General features: G+C 48.2%; 20 protein-coding genes and 1 riboswitch. Of the genes, 12 read left to right on the forward strand and 8 right to left on the reverse strand.

Annotation, left to right across the window (positions count from 1 at the left end):
• Positions 1–66 precede the first annotated feature (66 nt).
• Positions 67–1002 (reverse strand): gluconeogenesis factor YvcK family protein, encoded by a 936-nt coding sequence (locus ACESOH_RS04235; protein WP_373099929.1) that lies wholly within the window; start codon positions 1000–1002, stop codon positions 67–69.
• A 261-nt stretch (positions 1003–1263) separates the two neighbouring features.
• A riboswitch (molybdenum cofactor riboswitch) is annotated at positions 1264–1410 on the forward strand.
• Between ACESOH_RS04235 and moaA the strand changes: the two genes are divergently transcribed.
• From moaA to moaE, 4 genes are all read left to right on the forward strand, one after another.
• The gene (moaA, locus tag ACESOH_RS04240; RefSeq protein WP_373099931.1) at positions 1399–2415 is read left to right on the forward strand and encodes a GTP 3',8-cyclase MoaA; all 1017 of its coding nucleotides are present in this window, start codon (positions 1399–1401) and stop codon (positions 2413–2415) included. It overlaps the preceding riboswitch by 12 nt.
• A 14-nt stretch (positions 2416–2429) precedes the next feature.
• Positions 2430–2906: a cyclic pyranopterin monophosphate synthase MoaC gene (gene moaC / locus ACESOH_RS04245; RefSeq protein ID WP_373099933.1), complete on the forward strand. Its 477-nt coding sequence runs from the start codon at positions 2430–2432 to the stop codon at positions 2904–2906.
• 15 nt (positions 2907–2921) lie between these two features.
• Positions 2922–3167 (forward strand): molybdopterin synthase sulfur carrier subunit, encoded by a 246-nt coding sequence (gene moaD, locus ACESOH_RS04250; protein ID WP_032093859.1) that lies wholly within the window; start codon positions 2922–2924, stop codon positions 3165–3167.
• A gap of 1 nt (position 3168) precedes the next feature.
• A complete protein-coding gene (gene moaE, locus ACESOH_RS04255) occupies positions 3169–3630 on the forward strand; it encodes a molybdopterin synthase catalytic subunit MoaE (RefSeq protein ID WP_373099935.1) in 462 nt (153 codons plus the stop codon).
• Positions 3631–3708: 78 nt separating this feature from the next.
• On the opposite strand, the gene ACESOH_RS04260 is transcribed toward moaE, so the two are convergent.
• Entirely contained in the window at positions 3709–4980 is a 1272-nt protein-coding gene (locus tag ACESOH_RS04260; RefSeq protein ID WP_373099937.1) for an O-acetylhomoserine aminocarboxypropyltransferase/cysteine synthase family protein, read from the reverse strand.
• A gap of 111 nt (positions 4981–5091) precedes the next feature.
• Positions 5092–5583: a 5-(carboxyamino)imidazole ribonucleotide mutase gene (gene purE / locus ACESOH_RS04265; RefSeq protein WP_373099939.1), complete on the reverse strand. Its 492-nt coding sequence runs from the start codon at positions 5581–5583 to the stop codon at positions 5092–5094.
• Positions 5584–5826: 243 nt separating this feature from the next.
• Between purE and ansB the strand changes: the two genes are divergently transcribed.
• From ansB to pyrD, 3 genes are all read left to right on the forward strand, one after another.
• Positions 5827–6876: an L-asparaginase 2 gene (ansB, locus tag ACESOH_RS04270; RefSeq protein WP_032093855.1), complete on the forward strand. Its 1050-nt coding sequence runs from the start codon at positions 5827–5829 to the stop codon at positions 6874–6876.
• Between the two features lie 309 nt (positions 6877–7185).
• Positions 7186–9795 (forward strand): aminopeptidase N, encoded by a 2610-nt coding sequence (gene pepN, locus ACESOH_RS04275; RefSeq protein ID WP_373100418.1) that lies wholly within the window; start codon positions 7186–7188, stop codon positions 9793–9795.
• Positions 9796–9916: 121 nt separating this feature from the next.
• Entirely contained in the window at positions 9917–10936 is a 1020-nt protein-coding gene (gene pyrD, locus ACESOH_RS04280; protein WP_032092635.1) for a quinone-dependent dihydroorotate dehydrogenase, read from the forward strand.
• A gap of 112 nt (positions 10937–11048) precedes the next feature.
• Here pyrD and dsdC read toward each other — a convergent pair whose 3' ends face one another.
• A complete protein-coding gene (dsdC, locus tag ACESOH_RS04285; RefSeq protein WP_373099941.1) occupies positions 11049–11993 on the reverse strand; it encodes a DNA-binding transcriptional regulator DsdC in 945 nt (314 codons plus the stop codon).
• Positions 11994–12192: 199 nt separating this feature from the next.
• Here dsdC and dsdX point away from each other — a divergent pair, with 199 nt between their 5' ends.
• The 3 genes from dsdX (at position 12193) to rnm (ending at position 15872) form a co-directional block, all read left to right on the forward strand.
• Positions 12193–13530: a D-serine transporter DsdX gene (gene dsdX / locus ACESOH_RS04290; protein ID WP_373099943.1), complete on the forward strand. Its 1338-nt coding sequence runs from the start codon at positions 12193–12195 to the stop codon at positions 13528–13530.
• Positions 13531–13553: 23 nt separating this feature from the next.
• Positions 13554–14867, forward strand: coding sequence for a D-serine ammonia-lyase (dsdA, locus tag ACESOH_RS04295; protein WP_373099945.1), 1314 nt, complete (start codon positions 13554–13556; stop codon positions 14865–14867).
• Between the two features lie 174 nt (positions 14868–15041).
• Positions 15042–15872 (forward strand): RNase RNM, encoded by an 831-nt coding sequence (gene rnm, locus ACESOH_RS04300; protein ID WP_373099947.1) that lies wholly within the window; start codon positions 15042–15044, stop codon positions 15870–15872.
• Positions 15873–15956: 84 nt separating this feature from the next.
• Here the strand turns inward: rnm and ACESOH_RS04305 are convergent, their stop codons facing one another.
• Entirely contained in the window at positions 15957–16850 is an 894-nt protein-coding gene (locus ACESOH_RS04305; protein WP_032092644.1) for a LysR family transcriptional regulator, read from the reverse strand.
• 109 nt (positions 16851–16959) lie between these two features.
• Here ACESOH_RS04305 and topA point away from each other — a divergent pair, with 109 nt between their 5' ends.
• Positions 16960–19566: a type I DNA topoisomerase gene (gene topA, locus ACESOH_RS04310; RefSeq protein ID WP_373099949.1), complete on the forward strand. Its 2607-nt coding sequence runs from the start codon at positions 16960–16962 to the stop codon at positions 19564–19566.
• Between the two features lie 76 nt (positions 19567–19642).
• Here the strand turns inward: topA and uspE are convergent, their stop codons facing one another.
• Together uspE and fnr are read right to left on the reverse strand one after the other, a co-directional pair.
• Complete coding sequence (gene uspE / locus ACESOH_RS04315) at positions 19643–20569, reverse strand: universal stress protein UspE (protein WP_032092646.1); 927 nt, start codon at positions 20567–20569, stop codon at positions 19643–19645.
• A 132-nt stretch (positions 20570–20701) separates the two neighbouring features.
• A complete protein-coding gene (gene fnr, locus ACESOH_RS04320; protein ID WP_032092647.1) occupies positions 20702–21475 on the reverse strand; it encodes a fumarate/nitrate reduction transcriptional regulator Fnr in 774 nt (257 codons plus the stop codon).
• Positions 21476–21604: 129 nt separating this feature from the next.
• Between fnr and ACESOH_RS04325 the strand changes: the two genes are divergently transcribed.
• A complete protein-coding gene (locus tag ACESOH_RS04325) occupies positions 21605–21751 on the forward strand; it encodes a hypothetical protein (protein WP_373099951.1) in 147 nt (48 codons plus the stop codon).
• Between the two features lie 54 nt (positions 21752–21805).
• Here ACESOH_RS04325 and ftnA read toward each other — a convergent pair whose 3' ends face one another.
• Positions 21806–22303, reverse strand: coding sequence for a non-heme ferritin (gene ftnA / locus ACESOH_RS04330; RefSeq protein WP_032092648.1), 498 nt, complete (start codon positions 22301–22303; stop codon positions 21806–21808).
• Between the last annotated feature and the right edge of the window lie 14 nt (positions 22304–22317).

Genomic DNA, 22317 nt, shown 5'->3' on the forward strand with positions numbered 1-22317 from the left:
AACTTACCGCTCAATAGCGCTAAAGTGCGCTGATTTTCAGCTCAGTTTCGGCCATATTCCGGTTAATCAGCGATAATTCAGTTCGCCCAGCAGCTCGTCAATCGCTTGGCATAACAGCGTGCGATCGTGCCGGTAGCTGACATCGTCCGCTCTTAGCCGCCGCGCCATGATTTTGATCGGCGCCGGCTCGTCACAACGGTTCGGATCAAACTGCACCACCACGCCGTCAATAATGTCTTTGCCTACGGTGTGATTGATCCAGTTTATCCGATCCTGTAGGGATAATCCGGCGGCAGGGCTGCGCTCGACACCCAGATTGTCAATAAAGATTTTTTTCGCCGTACTGTGTTTTAACGCATCGGCGATTTCGCTCAGTAACAGCGGCGGAACGATGCTGGTTAAAAAACTGCCCGGGCCGAATAAAATCACTTCCGCCTGATTGAGTGCACGCACCGCTTCCGGTGTCGCCTGAACCAACGGCACCAGAAAAACGGCTTTCGGCAGTTCGGTCAGCTGATCAATACCGACTTCGCCGACGATGCTTGAACCGGAATGCAGCGTTGCCGCCAAATGCACCGGGCTTTCCGACATCGGCACGATAAAGGATTTCACCCGCAGCAAATCACGAATCAGATTCACCCCTTCCGTCGGCCGGATATGCATATTTTCCAGCGCTTTCAGCATCAGATTGCCCAGATTATGCCCGGCAAGTGCGCCGCTGCCGGAAAAACGGTATTCAAACAACGAAGAGGCGGTGCTGGGTTCGGTAATGATCTGGTTCAGGCAGTTACGCAAATCGCCCCAGGCAATACCGCCCTGTTCGGTGCGGATGCGTCCGGTGGAGCCGCCGTTGTCGGTGGTGGTGACAATGCCTGTCAGCCGTTCCTGCATAAAACTCAGCGCCGACATGACGCGACCGAGACCGTGTCCGCCGCCGATCGCGGCAATATGTTTGATCTCATCTAAATTTTCATGGCGGCTGTGGCGTATTAAGTCAGTCATGCTTTTTCCTTTAACGGCATGGCTTGCGGGGTCATGCCGTTTATGCGCAGGTTTTCGTTAAATTATGTCGGTTTTCGGCGGCTAGTATTCCAAACATCGCAGAATAAGTAAAGCCGAGCGCGGCGAACGGTGCGGATTTGTGAAAAATATTCGTTATATAATAAAATATATAATTGATTTTTAACGGATTTTTATTTTGCCGACTGGATCAGGCGTTCACTCTGTATTAGAATAGCCGGACAGTTTACAATTTGAAACAAATTTATCGCATAACTCCGAGCTTGTCAGCCTAAGTTTTCAGTAGCTGGAAATAAGGCGGCAATGCCAGCAGCCGGCAGGTTGCTCAGGGATAATGCTGGAAACGGCTTGTCCTCTCGTATTTTAGAAAGGTGTCCAATGCAACAAACCATTCCGATTAAGCAGGTCGGCGGCGGTCGTTTGGTCGATCCGTTCCGACGTGAATATTATTATTTGCGGCTATCCGTTACGGATGTCTGCAATTTCCGTTGCAATTATTGCCTGCCCGACGGTTATCAGCCCGAACCGACTAAACCCCGTTTCCTCAGTGTGCCGGAAATCCGGCGTATCGTCCGCGCATTCGGCGAATTAGGCATGCGCAAAGTGCGCATTACCGGCGGTGAGCCGACGTTGCGCAAAGATTTTCCGGAAATTGTCGAGGCGATTCGGCAACATCCGGCGATTCAGCATATCGCGCTGACGACCAACGGCTACCGTATGGCAAAAGACGTCGCGCACTGGAAAGCGGCAGGGATTACCTCCATCAACGTCAGCGTGGACAGTCTTGACCCGAAAATGTTTCATGCCATTACCGGCGTCAATAAATTCGCAGCGGTAATGCGCGGTATTGAACAGGCGTTTGAGGCGGGCTATCAGAAAATCAAGGTCAATTCCGTGTTGATGAAAGGCATGAACGCACCGGAATTCAACGCGTTTCTGGCCTGGATTAAAGATAAGCCGATCCAAATGCGTTTTATCGAATTAATGCAGACCGGCGATATGGATAATTTCTTTCATCAGCATCACCTCTCCGGGCAGGTGTTGGCCGAACAATTACGCCGCGACGGCTGGCAATTGCAGCAGAAATCCCTGTTGGACGGCCCCGCCAAGGTGTTTCGTCATCCTGACTATAAGGGCGAAATCGGTCTGATTATGCCTTATGAAAAAAATTTCTGCGCCAGCTGCAACCGGCTGCGCATTTCCGCCAAAGGCAAGCTGCATTTATGCCTGTTCGGCGAGGAAGGCATTGATTTGCGCGATTTACTGCAAGCGGATGAACAACAGACCTTATTGCAGGCAAGAGTTTTTGCCGCTTTACAGGGAAAACGCGAGCATCATTTTTTACATCAGGGCGACAGCGGGGTGAGAAATCATCTGGCCAGTATCGGTGGCTGACAAAAGGAAACACAATGACGCAATTGACACATATTAACCGCAACGGCGAAGCCAATATGGTGGACGTATCGGGCAAACAGGACACGGTGCGGGAAGCGCGCGCAGAAGCGCTGGTGACAATGTCACGGGAAACGCTGCAAATGATTATGGCCGGGCAGCATCATAAAGGTGATGTGTTCGCCACAGCGCGTATCGCCGGGATTCAGGCGGCAAAACGCACTTGGGAGCTTATACCGCTGTGCCATCCGTTGTTGCTGTCCAAAGTGGAAGTGACACTCTGCGCACTACCGGGCAGCAATCAGGTTCGGATTGAAAGTGTCTGCAAGTTAAGCGGAAAAACCGGTGTGGAAATGGAGGCGCTGACCGCCGCCTCCGTCGCGGCGCTGACCATTTACGATATGTGCAAGGCCGTACAGAAAGATATGGTGATCGAGCATATCCGCCTGTTGGAAAAGTGCGGTGGCAAATCGGGACATTTTATTGCAAAGTAAAAAACGGAAACACAAATGTTAAAAGTATTATTTTTTGCCCAGACCAGAGAGCTTGTCGGCGTAGACGAATTGACGCTCGATGCGGAATTTGCCAGCGCAGAGGCATTGCGTTGCGCGCTGGCGGCACGGGGCGAGCGCTGGGCGCTGGCGTTACGGAAAGACAAATTATTGGTGGCGATTAATCAAACCCTGTCGCCGCTGGAAAGTGCGGTGAAATCCGGCGATGAAATCGCTTTTTTCCCGCCGGTTACCGGAGGTTAATATGCACGATGTTCAAATTGCCGTGCAGCCACAGCCGTTTGATCAGAATGCCGTCTATCAATGGCTTGCGGCACCGGATTCGGTGGGTGCGGCGGTGGTGTTTGTGGGCAAAGTGCGTGATCTGAATTTAGGCGATCCGGTATCAACCTTATACCTCGAACATTATCCGGCAATGACGGAAAAGGCGCTGAGGGATATTGTCGCCCGGGCAAAGCGGCGCTGGGCGATTCAACGCGTCTCGGTAATTCACCGCGTAGGCTTGTTGCACACCGGGGATGAAATCGTTCTGGTCGGGGTCAGCGCCGCACATCGCGGTGACGCGTATCACGCCAATGAATTTATTATGGATTATCTGAAAAGCAACGCGCCGTTCTGGAAAAAAGAACGCACGGATAAAGGCGAACGCTGGATTGAACAGCGGAAAAGCGATAATGACGCATTAAAAAAATGGCAGCAAAACTGACCGCACTTTTAGGCGCATTTTACTCATCGTTGCAGGGGAAAAACCGGCGTATTGTCTGCGCCGGTTTGTTTTTGGGGGTTATTCGGCAAGCTGCTCGAATGCCTGCTGTAAATCCGCCAGAATATCTTTTTTATTTTCGATCCCGCAGGACAGGCGAATTAATCCCGGTGAAATATGCGCCGCCGCAAGGGCGTCATCACTGAGCTGGCGATGGGTCGAACTCGCCGGGTGCAGAGCGCAGGTGCGGATATCCGCCACATGCACTTCGCGCGAAATCATCTTCAGCGCGTCCAGCCAGCGGGTCGCCGCTTGTTTCCCGCCTTTGATCTCAAACGAAATGACCCCGCACAAGCCGTTCGGTACATATTTCTGTTGCAGGGCGTAATCCGGCGAACTTTTCAGGGCGGGATAATTCACCGCCTGAACCAGCGGATGAGATTCCAGATAGCCGGCAACGGCCAGCGCATTGTGGTAATGCGCCTGCATACGCAGCGGTAATGTCTCCAGACCGAGATTCAGCAGAAAACTGTTTTGCGGTGCCGGTGCGGCGCCTAAATCCCGCATAAGCTGCACCCGCGCTTTCACGATATAGGCGGCGGCACCGAACGTTTCGGTATAAATCAGGCCGTGATAGGTTTCATCCGGCTGAGTGAATTGCGGATAGCGGCCGTTATGCCAGTCAAAATTACCGCCGTCGATCACCACACCGCCGAGCGCAACGGCATGACCGTCCAGATATTTTGTGGTGCTGTGAACCACAATATTGGCGCCGAATTCAAAAGGGCGGCAGAAATATGGCGTGGCAAAGGTGTTATCAATAATTAACGGTGATTGCGCTTTGTGCGCCAGCCGGGCGAATTTTTCAATATCCAGCACCCGCAGTTCGGGATTGGCGATCGTTTCGCCGAACACCGCTTTGGTATTCGGTCGAATCGCTTTTTCCAGCTCCTCCAGCGACAGATTTTGATCGACAAAGGTGACGGCAATGCCCATTTTCTTCAAACTGTGAGCGAACAGATTATAAGTACCGCCGTAAATTGAGGAAGCGGAAATAAAATGATCGCCGGCTTCCAGCACGTTCAGCAGCGCATAGCAACTTGCCGCCTGTCCCGATGCCGTACACAGCGCCCCGACGCCGCCTTCCAGTGCGGCCAGTTTTTCTTCCGCCGCATTGGTGGTGGGATTGGCAAGGCGGGTATAAAAATAGCCCGCTTTTTTCAAATCGAATAACTCGCCGATATCTTGCGCGCTGTCGTAAGTATAAGTGGTGCTTTGCACAATCGGCGTTACGCGGGGTTCGCCGCTTTTCGGCGTATAACCGGCATGTAAACAACGTGTTTCGAATTCCATAAACGCTCCTTTTCAGACCAGATTAAAGAGAAAAACAGGATGAATTTTAACCGCACTTTTCCGACCTCGGTGCGGTTATGGGGACGGCTATCGGTGATCGTTAAGGTAACATCAGGCTCTCGGATCAGGATTGTCCAATACCGCCGCGGTTTGCTCGGCGCGGAATGCGTTAAGCCGCCGTGCAATATCGTGATCAAACGCGGCAAGTATCTGCGCGGCCAGTAAACCGGCATTGGCGGCGCCTGCCGGGCCGATGGCCAAGGTGCCGACCGGAATGCCTTTCGGCATCTGCACGATCGAATATAAGCTGTCCACACCGCTTAACATAGCACTTTTCACCGGCACGCCCAGCACCGGCACAATGGTTTTCGCCGCGATCATGCCAGGCAAATGCGCCGCTCCGCCCGCGCCGGCGATAATCACTTTATAGCCGTTTTGCGCCGCCGTTTCGGCAAACTGAAATAACTTATCCGGTGTGCGATGCGCCGAGACGATTTCGACATGATAAGGCAGCATTAGTTTATCCAGCATCGCGGCCGCTTCCTGCATGGTCGCCCAATCGCTTTTTGAACCCATTACAATGGCAATTTGTGGTGTTGTCATAGATTTTCCCTGTCACTAAAAAACCGCGCTAGCATAGCATAAAGCGGGATTTAAGCAAACGGTTGCGCCCGCCCTTTGCGCCGGGCGATGAGTTTATTTGGATTAATTATCCGCTTTCGGTTTGAATTTCTATGAAAGGGATCACAAAAATGACATTTCTTATTTTTGTTTCGGCTCGGCTTGAGGGGATAATACGCAGGTTTGATAACAACAATATGAATAAAACGACAGTAGGAGTCTTATATGAAACTGAAAAAATTAGCGTTATTAGCGCTGTGCGGACTGGGGATGTCAAGTGCTTATGCGGCATCTTTGCCGAATATTACCATTCTGGCCACCGGCGGTACCATTGCCGGCAGCGGCAAAAGTGCGGTTGGTTCCGAATATCAGGCCGGGCAGTTGACCGTCGATACCTTAATCGAGGCGGTACCGGAAATTAAAGATATTGCAGAGATCAAAGGGGAGCAGGTGGTGAAAATCGGCTCTCAGGATATGAGCGATGCGGTGTGGTTGAAACTGGTGAAAACCATTAATCGGCAATGTAAAGACACCGACGGTTTTGTAATCACGCACGGCACCGATACCATGGAAGAAACCGCGTATTTTCTGGATATGACGGTTAAATGCGAAAAACCGGTGGTGTTGGTGGGGGCAATGCGCCCGGCCACGGAAAAAAGCGCCGACGGGCCGTTGAATTTATATAATGCCGTTGTGGTGGCGGGAGATAAAAAATCGGCCGGCCGCGGCGTGCTGGTAGCGATGAACGGTGCGGTACTGGGTGCAAGGGATGTCACCAAAACCAGCACCACGGCGGTACAGACCTTTTCCTCACCGAATTTCGGTGCGCTAGGTTATATCCATAACAGCAAAGTGGATTACGAACGTTCGCCGGAAAGCAAACATACCGTCAATACTCCGTTTAATGTGGACAATCTCGACGCGTTACCGAAAGTCGGCATTATTTACGCTTATTCCAATATGCCTACAGAACCGTTGCAATCCTTACTGCAGGCGGGTTATCAAGGCATTGTCGCCGCCGGTGTGGGTAATGGCAATGTCAATGCGGCGAATCTGGAGTTGCTGGCGCAGGCGGCCAAAGACGGCGTTGCCGTCGTGCGTTCTTCCCGCGTACCGACAGGCTACACCACCCGTGATGCGGAAGTGGACGACAGCCGCTACGGCTTCAGCGCCTCCGGCACGCTCAACCCGCAAAAAGCGCGCGTATTACTGCAACTGGCGCTTACGAAAACCAAAGACCCAACGGTAATTCAGCAATATTTCGATGAGTTTTAACGCTTGATCTGCATGGGGAAAGTGCGGTGAAATTTGAGCGGTTTTTTGCCATTACAGGCCAACGCTCGCCGCACTTTCCTTTTTAGATTTAACATGACATAACCGCATTGCCATAAACCCAAAGGGGATTTCCGGTGTTAAGCGGTGTGACAAAACAGTCGAATTTTCCACCGCACTTTTGTTTTTTAAGCAAAAAACGCCAGGAAATACAGGGGCGGACAAACGAAATCTCACTTGCAACTTAGGGCTAAAAATCATATCCTAACGGCAATTTTTCCATTCTATTTCAGGTCGTATTAGGTCGTGATTATGCTCGCTAAAGCTAAATACAGAAAAGATTATAAAACCCCCGATTTTACCGTTACCGATATTTTTCTTGATTTCCAACTTGACCCGCAAAAAACCGTCGTCACCGCGACCAGCCGATACCAACGTTTAAGCCCGAATGCCGAGACATTGCGTTTGGACGGGCATGGTTTTCAGTTTGCGTCGGTTCGCTTAAACGGCAAAACCTTTAAAGATTACCAACAAAACAGCGAAAGTCTGGTGTTGAATTTAAGCGCGATTGACGCGGAAAAATTCGAACTGGAAGTCATCACCAATCTGGTGCCGGCGGAAAACACCTCGCTGCAAGGGCTGTACCAGTCGGGCGAGGCGCTGTGTACCCAATGCGAAGCGGAGGGATTCCGTCAAATCACCTATATGCTGGATCGACCGGATGTATTGGCGCGTTATACCACCAGAATCACCGCCGACAAAAAGCAATATCCTTATCTGCTGTCCAACGGCAACCGGGTGGACGGCGGCGAAACCGAAGACGGGCGGCATTGGGTGGAATGGCATGATCCTTTCCCTAAACCCAGTTACCTGTTCGCACTGGTGGCGGGCGATTTCGATTTATTGCAAGACCGTTTTATCACGAAAAGCGGCCGGGAAGTGGCGCTGGAGCTTTATGTGGATCGCGGTAATCTGAACCGTGCCGGCTGGGCGATGCAGAGCCTGAAAAAGGCGATGAAATGGGACGAGCAGCGCTTTGATCTGGAATATGATTTGGATATTTATATGATCGTGGCGGTGGATTTCTTCAACATGGGCGCAATGGAAAATAAAGGATTGAATATTTTCAATGCCAAATATGTGCTGGCGAATCCGCAAACCGCGACGGATGATGATTATCTGGCGATCGAAAGCGTTATCGCACACGAATATTTCCATAACTGGACGGGAAACCGGGTCACTTGCCGTGACTGGTTTCAGTTAAGCCTGAAAGAAGGGCTGACCGTGTTCCGCGATCAGGAATTTTCTTCCGATACCGGTTCAAGAGCGGTTAACCGGATTAATAACGTGAAATTTTTACGCACTGCACAGTTCGCCGAAGACGCCGGCCCGATGTCCCATCCGATCCGGCCGGAAAAAGTGATCGAAATGAATAATTTCTATACCATGACGGTCTATGAAAAAGGGGCGGAAGTGATTCGGATGATGCATACCTTGCTGGGGGAAAAAGGCTTTCAGGCGGGGATGAAACGGTATATTGCGGAAAATGACGGCAAGGCCGCCACCTGCGAAGATTTCGTCTCAGCCATGGAACGGGCTTCCGGCGTGGATTTAACCCAATTCCGGCGCTGGTACAGCCAGTCCGGCACGCCGGAGCTGACGGTGAGTGACAGTTATGATGAAAAACAGCACATTTATCGTTTGCACGTTTCGCAAATGACACCGCCGACCGCGGATCAAATGGATAAAGTGAATCTGCATATTCCGCTGAAAATCGCATTATATGATGAAACCGGCATTGCCCAGACGCTACAGCACGACGGACAGGTGGTCAGCGATGTGCTGGATGTGGTGCATAAAGATCAGACCTTTGAATTCCACAATATTTATACCCGTCCGGTGCCGGCGTTATTATGCGATTTTTCCGCGCCGGTAAAACTGGATTATGATTATAGTACCAAGCAGCTGATTACCTTGCTGAAATTTGCGAAAAATGATTTTGTGCGCTGGGATGCGGTACAAATGCTGTTCAATGCGGAGTTACGTCGTAACTTATCCTGCTATCAGCAAGGTGAGGCACTGGATTTTTCAGCGGAAATTTTAACCGCACTTTATCAGGTTCTGGCGCAGTATCAGACTAATCCGGCGTTGACCTGTCTGATTTTAACCCTGCCGAAAGAAACGGAATTCGCCGAATTGTTTAAAGTGATCGATCCGGACGGTATCAGCGCGGTACGCGATTTTATGCAGCGTACCATCGCGGATAATCTGAAAGAATTGTTGCTGAGAACCTACAATCAGATTCGGCTGGAAGATTATCGCGTCGAGCAGCAGGATATTGCCTTGCGCGGGCTGCGGAATCTGTGCCTGAATTATCTGGCTTACACTTCGGTGGGCAATAATCTGGTGCATAAACATTATTCGTATGCCGATAATATGACCGATTGCCTCGCAGCGCTGAACGCCGCCACTCAGGCACAGCTGGGCTGTCGGGATAATTTGCTGGCCGATTTTGAGCAAAAATGGCAGCAGGACGGGTTGGTTATGGATAAATGGTTCGCATTACAGGCGACCCGCCCCGACGAACATAACTTATCCCATGTCGTGCAGCTGATGGATCATCCGAGTTTTAATTTTAACAATCCTAACCGGGTACGCGCGCTGATCGGCAGCTTTGTCGCTCAGAATCTGAAAGCGTTTCATGCCACCGACGGTTCGGGTTATCGCTTTTTAACCGATATTCTGATCCGCCTGAATGAAAAAAATCCGCAGGTGGCTTCGCGTCTGGTGGAACCGCTGATTCGTTTCGCGCGCTATGACGCGCAACGGCAGACTCTGATGAAACGGGCATTGGAACGGTTAAGCGAAGTGGAAAATCTGTCTAAAGATTTATATGAGAAAATAGAAAAAGCGCTGCGATAATCCGTCAGCGGCGCTGAGGATATTCTTCCCGAAAAGTGTGCGAAAATCGACCGCACTTTACAATGGCATATTGCGGCGGACGTGATGTTCGCCCTTATTATCCTACGAGAGACAAACAACCATGTATTCATTAATCAGAAAAGCGATTTTTTCCCTGGATGCGGAAAATGCCCATGATTTAACCATTCAGTTGCTGAAAATCGCCGGCAATTCACCGTTAAAACCCTTGCTTAAAGCGGCTTTGGCCTGTCCGAAAGGAAACGAAAAAACGGTGATGGGCGTTCGGTTCAGCAATCCTATCGGTTTAGCCGCGGGCGCCGATAAAAACGCGGAAGCGATCGACGGTTTCGGTGCGATGGGATTCGGGTTTATTGAAGTCGGTACGGTCACGCCGTTGGCACAGGACGGAAACCCGAAGCCGCGCCAGTTTCGTTTGCCTGATGCGGAAGGCATTATCAACCGTAACGGGTTTAATAACAAAGGTATCGATTATGTGGTGGAAAACGTCAAAAGCGCCAAATATCGCGGCGTGATCGGGATCAATATCGGCAAAAATAAAGCGACCCCGATCGAAAACGGCAAAGACGATTATATTTATTGCCTGAATAAAGCCTACAATTACGCCGGATATATTACGGTCAATATTTCCTCGCCGAATACGCCGGATCTGCGCCGCTTGCAATACGGCGACGCCTTTGAGGATTTGCTGCAAAGCCTTAAAGCCCGGCAGAAGATTCTGGCGGAGCAATATAATAAATATGTCCCGATTGCGGTTAAAATCGCACCGGATTTAAACGAAGCGGAATTAGTGCAAATCGCCGACAGTCTACGGCGCCATGCCATCGACGGTGTGATCGCCACCAATACCACCGTTTCCCGTGATACCGTCTCCGGTTTGAAAAATGCCGAACAAAGCGGCGGCCTGAGCGGAAAACCGCTGCAACATAAAAGCACGGCAATCATCGCGCGCTTATATCAGGAACTTAAAGGCGACATCCCGATTATCGGCAGCGGCGGTATTGACGGCGTACAGAACGCACAGGAAAAAATCAACGCCGGCGCAGAATTATTACAAGTCTATTCCGGCCTGATCTACCACGGCCCGGCCCTGATAAAAGAGTTGGTTTTAGCGATCAAATAGAATTGTTGTGCCAAGTGCAAACGCCACTTTTTGATATATCATCATTTAATATCCCCATAAGACCGGATGGTGTTATGGGGGTTTTGTTTTTTAATTCAACAGAGAAAATAAGTCAATTTATAAACGATGACGTGTTTTTTAGCCATGTGATGAAGGCATTAATTTTAGGGCTGTTCATATAAGGCGTGACAATATAGTAACATTGCTGACAGCGCTTTTCTAATTGTGGGAACGGCATGATTAACTGATGAGTGGGAAGATAGGGTTCAATTAAATGTTTTCTTCCCATCGCAATACCCATGTGGTGTATTGCCGCGGTTAAGGCGAGATCAGAGCGATCGAACATCATGCTTGGAATATCAGTCACCTTGAAAGGCAATTGAAAATATTCGAACCAGCTTTGCCATTCTTCAAAGTCCGAATGATTGCTCCATGCTTGCCCGTCGTGCAGTAATGTACATTTTTTCAGACTATCAGTATTTTGATGGAGAGAATACTTTTGAGCATAATCAGGACTGCAAACGGGGATAATGCTTTCAGACATAAGTTTGTAGTGGTGTAATTTTTCATCATAAAGATCGTCGTAATAGATCGCTAAATCGACTTTATAACGCTCAAAATTAATCGTTTCATTACCGGTTAACATATTGAGCGTAATATAAGGGTATTTCTGTGCAAACCCCGCCAATTGAGGGACAAGCCAACTCTGAGCAAGCGAAGGACGGGCATAAATAATTAATTCACCGCTGATTTCTTGATGACGAATATCGAAAATTTCTTTATTTAACATATCAAAGGATTGTTGCAAAGTGTGAAAGAGCTTTTTACCTTCGTAGGTGAGTTCAATTCTGCGGTGATAACGTTTGAACAGTTGAAATCCCAATTCATGTTCAAGCCTGCTTATTTGATGGCTGACGGCACTTGGCGTAATACATAACTCTTCTGCTGCGATAGCAAAGGATAGATGGCGTGCGCAGGTTTCAAAGGTATGTAATTTAGCAAATTGATAGCGATCCAGGCGTCTATTCTTCACTAGATTTCTTTCGATACTATACATATTCCGTCCGTTTGAATTAGTTATTGTTATGCAGTGAGCCAATAATAAGCAAAATTGGGATAAAAATCACACTTTTGAGTTAATTAAATTCACTTAATGCGAAGATATTAATCATTTGTCAGCGGGTTGTCGATAACGTTTAATGTTCATGAAAATTTCATCGGGTTTCCGATAAATTGCGTTGCAACAGGAGGCTATTATGGACACTCAATTTTGGCTCATCGCCGTTCTTATTACGAGTATTGTGCTTATTATTGTGAGTATCGTTAAATTTAAATTACATCCGTTTTTTGCATTATTATTATCCGGTTTTTATGTCGGTGGTTTAATGGGAATGTCGCCCTTAGCTATGGTTGATGCTATTGAAAACGGTACCGGCGGTACGTTAGGGTTTCTTGCCACTATTATTGCTCTGGGGACGGTTTTAGGCAAAATGATTGAAGTGTCGGGCGGAGCAGAAAAAATCGGTATTGCGTTACAAAAAAATCGTTGGTTATCACCCGATGTGATTATGGTATTAGTCGGCTTAATTTGCGGTATTACGCTGTTTGTGGAGGTCGGCGTTGTGCTGCTTATCCCATTAGCGTTTTCTATTGCTAAAAGAACAAAAACATCCTTATTAAATCTTGCGATTCCGTTATGTACCGCACTCATGGCCGTACATTGTATTGTTCCGCCGCATCCGGCTGCACTGTATGTAACGAATGCGTTAGGTGCGGATATGGGAAAAGTGATTGTATATGGTTTGTTAATTGGCTTGTTTGGTGCTTTATTAGGAGGCCCGCTGTTTTTACGTTTATGCAAAAATCGCGTCCCCTTCAAACCTGTACCGAACGAATTTTCTGATTTAAAAATTCGTGATGAACGTGAATTACCTGCTTTATCATCAACCTTATTTACGATTTTATTACCGATAGCCTTAATGTTGATGAAAACCGTGGCGGAATTAAATATGGAAAAAAACACCGCACTTTATAATGCCCTGGAATTTGTTGGGAACCCTATTCCGGCGATGTTTATCAGTGCATTTGTGGCGTACTATATATTAGGCTTACGTCGTCAGGTCAAAATGTCGGAACTGCTTACTCAGACTGAAAGTTGTTTTGCATCGATTGCCAATATTTTATTGATTATTGGTGCCGGAGGTGCGTTTAACGGGATTTTAAAAGCCAGCGGATTGAGTGAAGGTTTGGCGACTATTTTATCAAATTTAGACACACATCCGATTTTATTAGCTTGGTTGGTGGCAATTATTCTTCATGCCGCCGTGGGATCTGCAACCGTAGCGATGATGGGCGCAACGGCGATTGTTTCGCCGTTATTGGTCAGCTATCCGCAAATCAGTCCTGAAATTATTACCTTGGCGATAGGTTCCGGTGCAATTGGCTGTACTATTGTGACAGACTCCTTATTCTGGCTGGTAAAACAATACTGCGGGGCAAGCATGAATGAAATCTTTAAATACTATACCAGTGCAACTTTCATTGCATCGATCTTTGCATTGGGCTGTACATTTTTACTTTCTTACATTATTTAACGCTTTCAGCGACGAGGTGGAATATGAATATTCAACAACTTAAACAACAATATCCGTTAATTGAAAATTTAATTAAGTTAGACCAGGTGACATGGTTTAATCCAAAACGCAGTTCTCTTGCACAAGGTCTGCCTTATGTAGGATTAGGACAAAGCGATGTAACGGAGGCGGCGGCTCGCTTAATGCGTTTTGCACCTTATTTATGTCGGGCATTTCCCGAAACACAAAAAACACAAGGCATTTTAGAGTCTGAATTGGTGGCCATTCCTATAATGAAAAAGGCACTGGAACAACGTTACGGTAAAAAAATCGGTGGGCAATTATTATTGAAAAAAGACAGCCATTTGCCTATTTCAGGCTCAATAAAAGCCCGTGGCGGGATTTATGAGGTGTTGGCTCACGCTGAAAAATTGGCACTTGAAAAGGGTTTATTAAAAGAAACGGATGATTACGGTAAATTGTACAGTCCGGCATTTAAACAATTTTTCAGTCAGTATCGTATTGCGGTTGGTTCAACCGGTAATTTAGGACTGTCTATCGGAATAATGAGTGCGAAGTTAGGCTTTAATGTCAGCGTGCATATGTCGGCAGATGCGCGGGAATGGAAAAAACAAAAATTGCGCTCACAAGGGGTCAATGTGGTGGAATATAAGCAGGATTATGGCATCGCAGTAGCGCAGGGGCGTAAAGCTGCGGAATCGGATCCTAACTGTTTCTTTATTGATGATGAAAACTCAAAAACATTATTTTTAGGTTATGCCGTCGCCGGTGAACGTTTAAAACAGCAATTTAATCAACAGGGTATTGTCGTTGACAAGGAACATCCGCTTTTTGTTTATTTGCCTTGCGGCGTTGGCGGCGGTCCGGGCGGTGTCGCTTTTGGCTTAAAACTGGCATTTGGTGATAACGTTCATTGTATTTTTGCTGAACCGACACATTCGCCTTGCATGTTATTAGGGGTCTATACTGATTTGCACGATGCGATTTCGGTGCAGGATATCGGTATCGACAATATTACTGCGGCAGATGGGTTAGCCGTAGGACGCGCTTCCGGTTTTGTCGGTCGGGCGATGGAGCGGCTTTTAGATGCCTTTTATACGCTTAGTGATCAGGAAATGTATGACTTATTGGCATTATTAAATCAAACTGAGCAGATTCAGCTTGAACCCTCAGCATTGGCGGGTATGGTCGGCGCGATTCGTATCCAGGAAAATGAATATCTGCAGGAATTTTCCGCTTCTCAATTAGCACGGGCGACGCACCTTGTGTGGGCTACCGGGGGCGGTATGGTTCCGCCAGAAGAAATGCAAAAATATTTATCCATGGCAACATGTTAAGTTTTGTGTGAAATTTAGCAGCCGCACTGGTATGTTCGGCTGCTATTAACGATAGTAAAATCCTGCCTAAAGCCATTTGAACCAATTGTTAAAATATTGTATAAAGAATGGCGAGTGAAAAATTATTAGAAATTTGCAATAAACCAACCGCACTTTAATTTTCAGAGAGTATAAATGGCGAGAATTTATGATTTGCATTGTCACAGTAACGCGTCGGACGGGGTGTTGACGCCGAGGCAGGTAGTGTTGCGGGCAGTCGAGCAGGGCGTGGCGGTATTGGCGTTGACGGATCACGATACCACGGCGGGATTGGCGCCGGCGCGTGCGCAGGCGGCTTTATCGGGGCTGGAATTAATCAGTGGGGTTGAGATTTCCACCGTTTGGGAAAACCGGGTGATTCATATTGTCGGGCTGCATTTTGATGAAACCCATGCAAAAATGACCGCACTTTTGGCCGAACAGGCGGAGAAACGCTATCAGCGAGCCGTTGAGATCGGTAATAAACTGGCGAAAGCCGGTGTGGCTGATGCGTTTGCGCAGGCACAAAAACTCACCGACGGGGAGGTAACCCGCGCTCATTATGCCCGTTATCTGGTGCAAATCGGTAAAGTGGCTAATGAGGGACAGGCATTTAAACGTTATCTCGGCCAAGGCAAATCCGCCTATGTGAAGGCGCAATGGGCCAGTATTCCGGAGGCCGTTACGGTGATTCATCAGGCCGGCGGGCTGGCAGTGCTGGCTCATCCGCTGCGTTATACTTTAACGGCCAAATGGATTAAAAAATTAATTGCCGAGTTCAAACAATGGGGCGGCGATGGCATAGAAACGGCGGGATGCGGACAGCGTGACGATCAACGTCAGTTATTGGCTCGTTGGGCAACGGAATATGGCCTGCAAAGTTCCGTCGGCTCGGATTTTCATTATCCCTGTAGCTGGGTGGATCTGGGCAGATCATTACAATTGCCTGCCGAGTGCACGCCGATTTGGCAAAGCTGGGAAAAATAACGCGATCAGGCTTTCGCCTGTGAGGCTGCGAAAGCGGAAAGTGCGGTGGTTTTGACCGCACTTTCGCTGGATTGCGCCGTCGGTTTATTGATCGGCGCAGAGAGGCAATCCGCTGATAAAGTCAATAAACGCTCTGACTTTGGCGGCCAGATGACGGCGGTGCGGATAAACGATATGCAGATCCAACTGTTGCTGGCGGTAGTCGGACAGAATTTCGACCAGCTGGCCGGATTGTAATTCTTGCTCGATAAAAAAACGCGGTGAATTGATAATTCCCAGCCCTGATTTCGCCAGTTCGGCGAGGGTTAATCCGTTATTACAAATCAGTTTGGAGCGCATTTTTATCCGCTGGATGCGGTTTCCGTCGGTAAACTCCCAGTAAATCTGGTTGCCGGTCGCTTTATACAGCAAACAGTCATGGCATTCCAGATCCTGCGGGGTTTGCGGGATACCGTGCTGCGCCAGATAGTCCGGCGAGGCCACAAAGTGCATGGTGGCGGTGGCGATTTTTTTTGCCACCAGCGAACTGTCCTGCAGATAGCCGATACGCAGGGCGAGATCAAATCCTTCGGAGACTAAATCGACCATGCGGTCGTTAAATTCAATTTCCATATGCAGATTCGGATGCGCTTTGATAAATGACGGCAGATTCGGGGCGATAAAACGCAAACCGAAATCGCGCGGGATGGAAATGGTCAGATTGCCCTGCAAAGTGGTGGCTAGATTGCTGATACTGGCTTCCGCATCTTCCAGCTCGGCCAAAATGGGCTGACAGCGTCGGTAATACATCAGGCCGGCTTCTGTCGGTACGATTTTGCGGGTCGTGCGTTGCAGTAAACGGGTTTTGAGCTGTTCTTCCAGTTGGGAAACCAGTTTGCTCGCCATGGCGACGGACATATTTTGTTGCGCCGCGGCCTGGGTAAAACTTTGCATTTCAATCACTTTGCAGAATACGGAAATTGCATTCAGTTTGTCCATTTATATGCCTTTTATATGTCTTTTTTTAAAAAATGGTTGACCTAACCACAGATAGTCAGCAATATATCGGCAATTTTACACAAAATAAAACAAATTAGGTAAATAAAAGATGAGTAAATCCTTGGTTATTGTGGAGTCGCCGGCAAAGGCGAAAACCATTAATAAATATTTAGGGAGTGATTATGTAGTGAAATCCAGCGTCGGGCATATCCGCGATTTACCCACCGTCGGCAGCAGCAACGGCGAAAAAGCCAAACCGGTTTCTACCAAAGGATTAAGCGCGCAGGAAAAACAGAAAATCAAGCAGGAAAAAGAACGTAATGCGCTGGTCAAACGGATGGGCATCGACCCTTATCATGACTGGGCGGCGAATTATCAGATTCTCCCGGGCAAGGAAAAGGTGGTGTCCGAGTTAAAATCGCTGGCCAAAAAAGCGGATCATATTTATCTGGCGACCGATTTGGATAGAGAAGGGGAGGCGATTGCCTGGCATTTGCGTGAGGTTATCGGCGGTGATGAGGCGCGCTTTAGCCGCGTGGTATTTAATGAAATCACTAAAAATGCCATTAAACAGGCGTTTGACAAACCGGAACACCTGAATCTGGATCGGGTGAATGCGCAGCAGACGCGGCGTTTTCTCGATCGGGTTGTGGGATTTATGGTATCGCCGTTATTATGGAAAAAAGTGGCGCGCGGATTATCCGCCGGTCGTGTACAGTCGGTGGCGGTGAAACTGCTGGTGGAGCGGGAGCGTGAAATCAAAGCGTTTAAACCGCAGGAATACTGGGAAGTGGATGTGTTGGCCGACACCGCGCAGCAGGCGACGATTCGCCTTGATGTGACGGAGTTTGAAGGGAAGAAATTCGAACCGAAAAATGCGCAACAGGCGAAAAGTGCGGTGGATTTTTTACAACAATCCGCTTACCGGGTCACGGATCTGGACACCAAACCTACCGGTTCCAAACCGCGTGCGCCTTTTATTACCTCTACGCTACAGCAAACGGCCAGCACCCGGCTGGGTTTCGGGGTGAAGAAAACCATGATGCTGGCACAGCGGTTATATGAAGCGGGCTATATCACTTATATGCGTACCGACAGCACCAATTTGAGTCAGGATGCGTTAGGCATGGCGCGCGATTATATCGGCAAACATTTCGGTCAGCCGTATTTACCGGCAAAACCGAATTTTTATTCCAGCAAAGATAATGCACAGGAAGCGCACGAAGCCATTCGCCCGTCCGATGTCAATATCAACGCGGACGATCTGAACGGCATGGATAAAGACGCGGTGCGTTTGTATGATTTGATCTGGCGTCAGTTCGTCGCCTGCCAAATGCCGGCGGCGCAATATGACAGTACCACTCTGACGGTTTCGGCGGGCGATTATGTGCTGAAAGCCAAAGGGCGGATTCTGCGTTTTGACGGCTGGACCAAAGTGCTGCCGCAAATGGGTAAAAGCGCGGAAGATCAGGTACTGCCGGATGTGCGCGTGGGGGATACGCTGGCGTTAAACGAAGTGATTGCGCAGCAAAACTTTACCAAACCGCCGGCGCGTTTTACTGAAGCGGCATTGGTTAAAGAGCTGGAAAAACGCGGTATCGGCCGGCCTTCCACTTATGCGTCCATTATTTCCACCATTCAGGAGCGCGGTTATGTGCGTACGGAAAACCGTCGTTTTTATGCGGAAAAAATGGGGGAAATTGTCACCGACCGTCTGGATCAATCCTTTGCCGAGCTGATGAATTATGATTTTACCGCGAATATGGAAGATGTGCTGGATCAGATCGCGAAAGGAAAAAAAGAATGGAAAGCGGAGCTGAACCATTTCTTCCGCGATTTTTCGCAACAACTGAGCAAAGCGGAGCTGGACGAACAGGCGGGCGGCATGAAACCGAACAGCTTAGTGCTGACGGATATCGATTGTCCGACCTGCGGACGTAAAATGGCGATTCGCACCGCCAGCACCGGGGTATTTTTAGGTTGCTCGGGTTATGCGCTGCCGCCGAAAGAACGCTGTAAAACCACCATTAACCTGATTCCTGAAGCGGAATTGCTGAATGTGTTGGATGACGCCTCGGAAACCAAAGCATTAATGGAACGGAAGCGTTGTCCGAAATGCGGTACGGCGATGGACAGCTATCTTATCGACGCCCACCGCAAACTGCATATTTGCGGCAATAACCCGAATTGTGACGGCTATGTGGTGGAGCAGGGCGAATACAAAATTAAAGGCTATGACGGCCCGATTGTGGAATGCGACAAATGCGGCGCGGACATGCACTTAAAGCTCGGCCGTTTCGGCAAATATATGGCTTGCACCCAGTGTGACAACACCCGTAAAATTCTGAAAAACGGCGATGTCGCCCCGCCGAAAGAAGAGCCGGTACATTTCCCGGAACTGAAATGTGAAAAATCCGATGCTTATTTTGTTTTGCGCGACGGTGCAAGCGGCGTCTTTATGTCGGCGCATAATTTCCCGAAATCACGCGAAACCCGTCCGGCAAAAGTCGCCGAGCTGGCATTATATCGTGACCGTTTGCCGGAAAAACTGCGTTATCTGGCGGATGCGCCGCAACAGGACAGCGAAGGAAACGCCGCGATTATTCGCTACAGCCGTAAAGAAAAACGGCAATATGTCACCTCGGAAAAAAACGGCAAGGCGACGAAATGGCTGGTGGATTATATCGACGGTCAATGGATTGAACGGGCGAAATAGCCTATAGTAAACAAAAAAAGTGCGGTCAAAAATTTTTATTTTTTTGACCGCACTTTGTCTGTTTATCGCAGCGAATTCATTCTTTTTCGCTCGGTTTAATCGCCAGTAAGTTACAATTCAGCTTGCTGATCACATGTTCTGCGGTGTTGCCTAAAAAAGCGGCGGACAGACCGGTTCGTCCGATAGTGCCCAGCACCACCATTTCCGCGCCGATTTCTTTCGCTACGGCAGGAATGACATCTTCCGGGAAGCCCTCACGGACATGCGTGTGATCTTCATCAATGCCGAATTGCTGGCGCAGTGCTTTCATGTTGATCAGATGCTGACCGCGGATACTGTTGTTATATTCGGCGGTGTTGAATTCCGGCAAATCAATGGCCATATTAATCGGTGTCGGCGGGTAGGCGGTGACCAGATGTACGTTGCCGCGTTCTAAAATATCGGCCAGATCAATGCCTAAAGCGACTAATTCGTCATTGAAAATGCTGTGGTAGTCTTCATCGTCGGATACGTTGACCGCAACCAGAATACGGCGCTGATGTTTCCAGTCGCCGTCTTTAACAATCATAATCGGCGCCGGACATTTGCGCAGCAACTGCCAGTCCATCGGGGTGAAAATCAGGGAGGTAATGCTTTCTTCTTCCTGTGTGTATTTCACCACTAAATCATAATGTTGCCGCTCCACTTCTGCCGTGATGGCTTCCGCTTCGTTGCTGTTCCATACCACGGTGGAATGGAATTCGATCTCCGGATCGGCATATTTTTCCAGATAAGGCTGCACCGCTTTATGCCGTTGTTCAATAACGCCGCGGTGCATGCTTTCACGCTCTTCAGCGGACAACAGCGCGGACATTTCATAAGAAAGATCGTAAACCGCCATAAAGGTCGTAATTTTTACCTTTGTTTCGCTTTTTTGCTCTTTAACCAAACGCACCGCGCGGGCGAGTGCATATTGTTTTTCATTTTCAGGATTCAGTACGACAAGAATATTTGTAAACTTCATAACAACCTCCATGCTATGCTCTAGTGGCTATAGAATAGAAAAGATTCGTTGAAATAACAAGAAGAGTTTTTGAAAAAAGTGAGCCGACGCAACAAATAATATTGCATCGGCGCGGAGGGGAATTTTTCCGAATTAACTGATCATCTGAATGCGCGATTTGGTGGCGCCGGCCAGCTCGGAAAGTTCCGCCATATTGTTGATGGTGATATATTTTCCCTGCACCGATAACATCCCGATTTTCTGGAAGCGCCCGAGCAGGCGGCTGATGGTTTCAACGGTGAGTCCAAGGTAATTGCCGATATCGCCGCGGGTCATGGTTAAGCGGAATTCTCGGGCGGAAAACCCCCGGGCGGAGTAGCGGCGGGATAAATTATAAATAAATGCGGCAAGGCGTTCTTCGGCATTCATTTTAGACAGCAGCAGAATCATTTCCTGATCGCTTTTAATTTCATTGCTCATCAGTCGCATGATTTGCTGGCGTAATTTCGGCATTTTGCCGGACAGATCGTCTAAAATATCAAAAGGGATTTCGCAGACCATCGCGGTTTCCAGCGCCTGCGCAAAGCTGGGATGCTGCATATTGATAATGGCGTCAAAACCGACCAGATCGCCTGGAAGATGGAAAGAGGTGATTTGTTCTTCGCCGGTTTCGCTGATAGTGTAGGATTTAATTGTGCCGGAACGGATAGCATACAGGGAGGTTAATTCGTCACCGGCCTGAAATAACACTTGCGCTTTTTGGATCGGTTTTTTACGCTCGATAATATTATCAAGCTGATCCAATTCATGTTCGTTTAAGGTAAAAGGAATACAAAGCTGGCTGATACTGCAATCTTGACAGTGAATCGCGCAACCGCCGGATTGAACCCGGCGCCCGATTTTAGGTTCGCTGGCTAAAATTTTCATCTAATCCTCAATAACGTGATAAAGCAAAAAGGAAATCGTGGTAAAATTGATCTAACTCAATAAATAATAGCATTAAATCGAAAAATTAAGAAGATTTAAATAGTTAAAAATATGTTAAGGATGTAAGAAATGGCGGCGGAAAAACTGACCAAAAAGCGTGTGATGCAAATTTTGCTGATGTTGTGTATTTTGCTGGCGGCGTTTATTTATAAAACCTGTCATTACGAAAAACCGCCGCAAAGTGCGGTGGAAAATCAGCAGGTTTCCGATAACTAAAACGCCGGTAATTATTCCGGCGTTTGGGGTTATACCAAGCTGATTTCAGCGCAATTAACCGGCGGTCGCTAAACCGGCCAGATCTTTGTCTACCAAGAACAGGCCTTTTCCGTCATCGCCGAGTAGATTCAGTTTATCCAGAATGGCGCTGAATAATTTTTCTTCTTCATGCTGTTCCGCCACATACCATTGCAGGAAATTAAAGGCGGAAAAATCTTTTTCTTCAAAGGTTTTGCCCACCAGTTCATTAATTTTGCCGGTGATTAATTTCTCATGCTGATATGTCAGTTCCATCACCTGTTTCAGCGATGAAAAATCATGCGGCGGCGCTTTAATTTCGCCGATTACCGGCAGCGCGCCGGTTTCGTTCAGGTAAGTGAACAATTTACGCATATGCTGCATTTCTTCCGCCGCGTGCGCGGATAAAAACTGCGCCGCACCTTTAAAGCCTTGTTTTTCGCACCATGCGCTCATTTGCAAATATAAATTGGAAGAATAAAATTCCAGATTCATTTGATCGTTTAATAAGTTAATTACATTTTCCGATAACATTGTTTTTCTCCTAA

It is taken from the genome of Necropsobacter rosorum, from assembly GCF_964241405.1.
GTDB classification, from domain to species: Bacteria; Pseudomonadota; Gammaproteobacteria; order Enterobacterales; family Pasteurellaceae; genus Necropsobacter; species Necropsobacter rosorum.

What these genes read in the sequence shown, in the direction of transcription:
- ftnA (WP_032092648.1), bottom strand. Translation starts at nt 22,303, where the DNA reads ATGTTATCGGAAAATGTAATTAACTTATTAAACGATCAAATGAATCTG.
- moaA (WP_373099931.1), top strand. Translation starts at nt 1,399, where the DNA reads ATGCAACAAACCATTCCGATTAAGCAGGTCGGCGGCGGTCGTTTGGTC.
- pepN (WP_373100418.1), top strand. Translation starts at nt 7,186, where the DNA reads ATGCTCGCTAAAGCTAAATACAGAAAAGATTATAAAACCCCCGATTTT.
- dsdX (WP_373099943.1), top strand. Translation starts at nt 12,193, where the DNA reads ATGGACACTCAATTTTGGCTCATCGCCGTTCTTATTACGAGTATTGTG.
- topA (WP_373099949.1), top strand. Translation starts at nt 16,960, where the DNA reads ATGAGTAAATCCTTGGTTATTGTGGAGTCGCCGGCAAAGGCGAAAACC.
- ACESOH_RS04235 (WP_373099929.1), bottom strand. Translation starts at nt 1,002, where the DNA reads ATGACTGACTTAATACGCCACAGCCGCCATGAAAATTTAGATGAGATC.
- ACESOH_RS04305 (WP_032092644.1), bottom strand. Translation starts at nt 16,850, where the DNA reads ATGGACAAACTGAATGCAATTTCCGTATTCTGCAAAGTGATTGAAATG.
- rnm (WP_373099947.1), top strand. Translation starts at nt 15,042, where the DNA reads ATGGCGAGAATTTATGATTTGCATTGTCACAGTAACGCGTCGGACGGG.
- dsdA (WP_373099945.1), top strand. Translation starts at nt 13,554, where the DNA reads ATGAATATTCAACAACTTAAACAACAATATCCGTTAATTGAAAATTTA.
- dsdC (WP_373099941.1), bottom strand. Translation starts at nt 11,993, where the DNA reads ATGTATAGTATCGAAAGAAATCTAGTGAAGAATAGACGCCTGGATCGC.
- pyrD (WP_032092635.1), top strand. Translation starts at nt 9,917, where the DNA reads ATGTATTCATTAATCAGAAAAGCGATTTTTTCCCTGGATGCGGAAAAT.
- moaD (WP_032093859.1), top strand. Translation starts at nt 2,922, where the DNA reads ATGTTAAAAGTATTATTTTTTGCCCAGACCAGAGAGCTTGTCGGCGTA.
- ansB (WP_032093855.1), top strand. Translation starts at nt 5,827, where the DNA reads ATGAAACTGAAAAAATTAGCGTTATTAGCGCTGTGCGGACTGGGGATG.
- moaE (WP_373099935.1), top strand. Translation starts at nt 3,169, where the DNA reads ATGCACGATGTTCAAATTGCCGTGCAGCCACAGCCGTTTGATCAGAAT.
- fnr (WP_032092647.1), bottom strand. Translation starts at nt 21,475, where the DNA reads ATGAAAATTTTAGCCAGCGAACCTAAAATCGGGCGCCGGGTTCAATCC.
- ACESOH_RS04260 (WP_373099937.1), bottom strand. Translation starts at nt 4,980, where the DNA reads ATGGAATTCGAAACACGTTGTTTACATGCCGGTTATACGCCGAAAAGC.
- ACESOH_RS04325 (WP_373099951.1), top strand. Translation starts at nt 21,605, where the DNA reads ATGGCGGCGGAAAAACTGACCAAAAAGCGTGTGATGCAAATTTTGCTG.
- moaC (WP_373099933.1), top strand. Translation starts at nt 2,430, where the DNA reads ATGACGCAATTGACACATATTAACCGCAACGGCGAAGCCAATATGGTG.
- uspE (WP_032092646.1), bottom strand. Translation starts at nt 20,569, where the DNA reads ATGAAGTTTACAAATATTCTTGTCGTACTGAATCCTGAAAATGAAAAA.
- purE (WP_373099939.1), bottom strand. Translation starts at nt 5,583, where the DNA reads ATGACAACACCACAAATTGCCATTGTAATGGGTTCAAAAAGCGATTGG.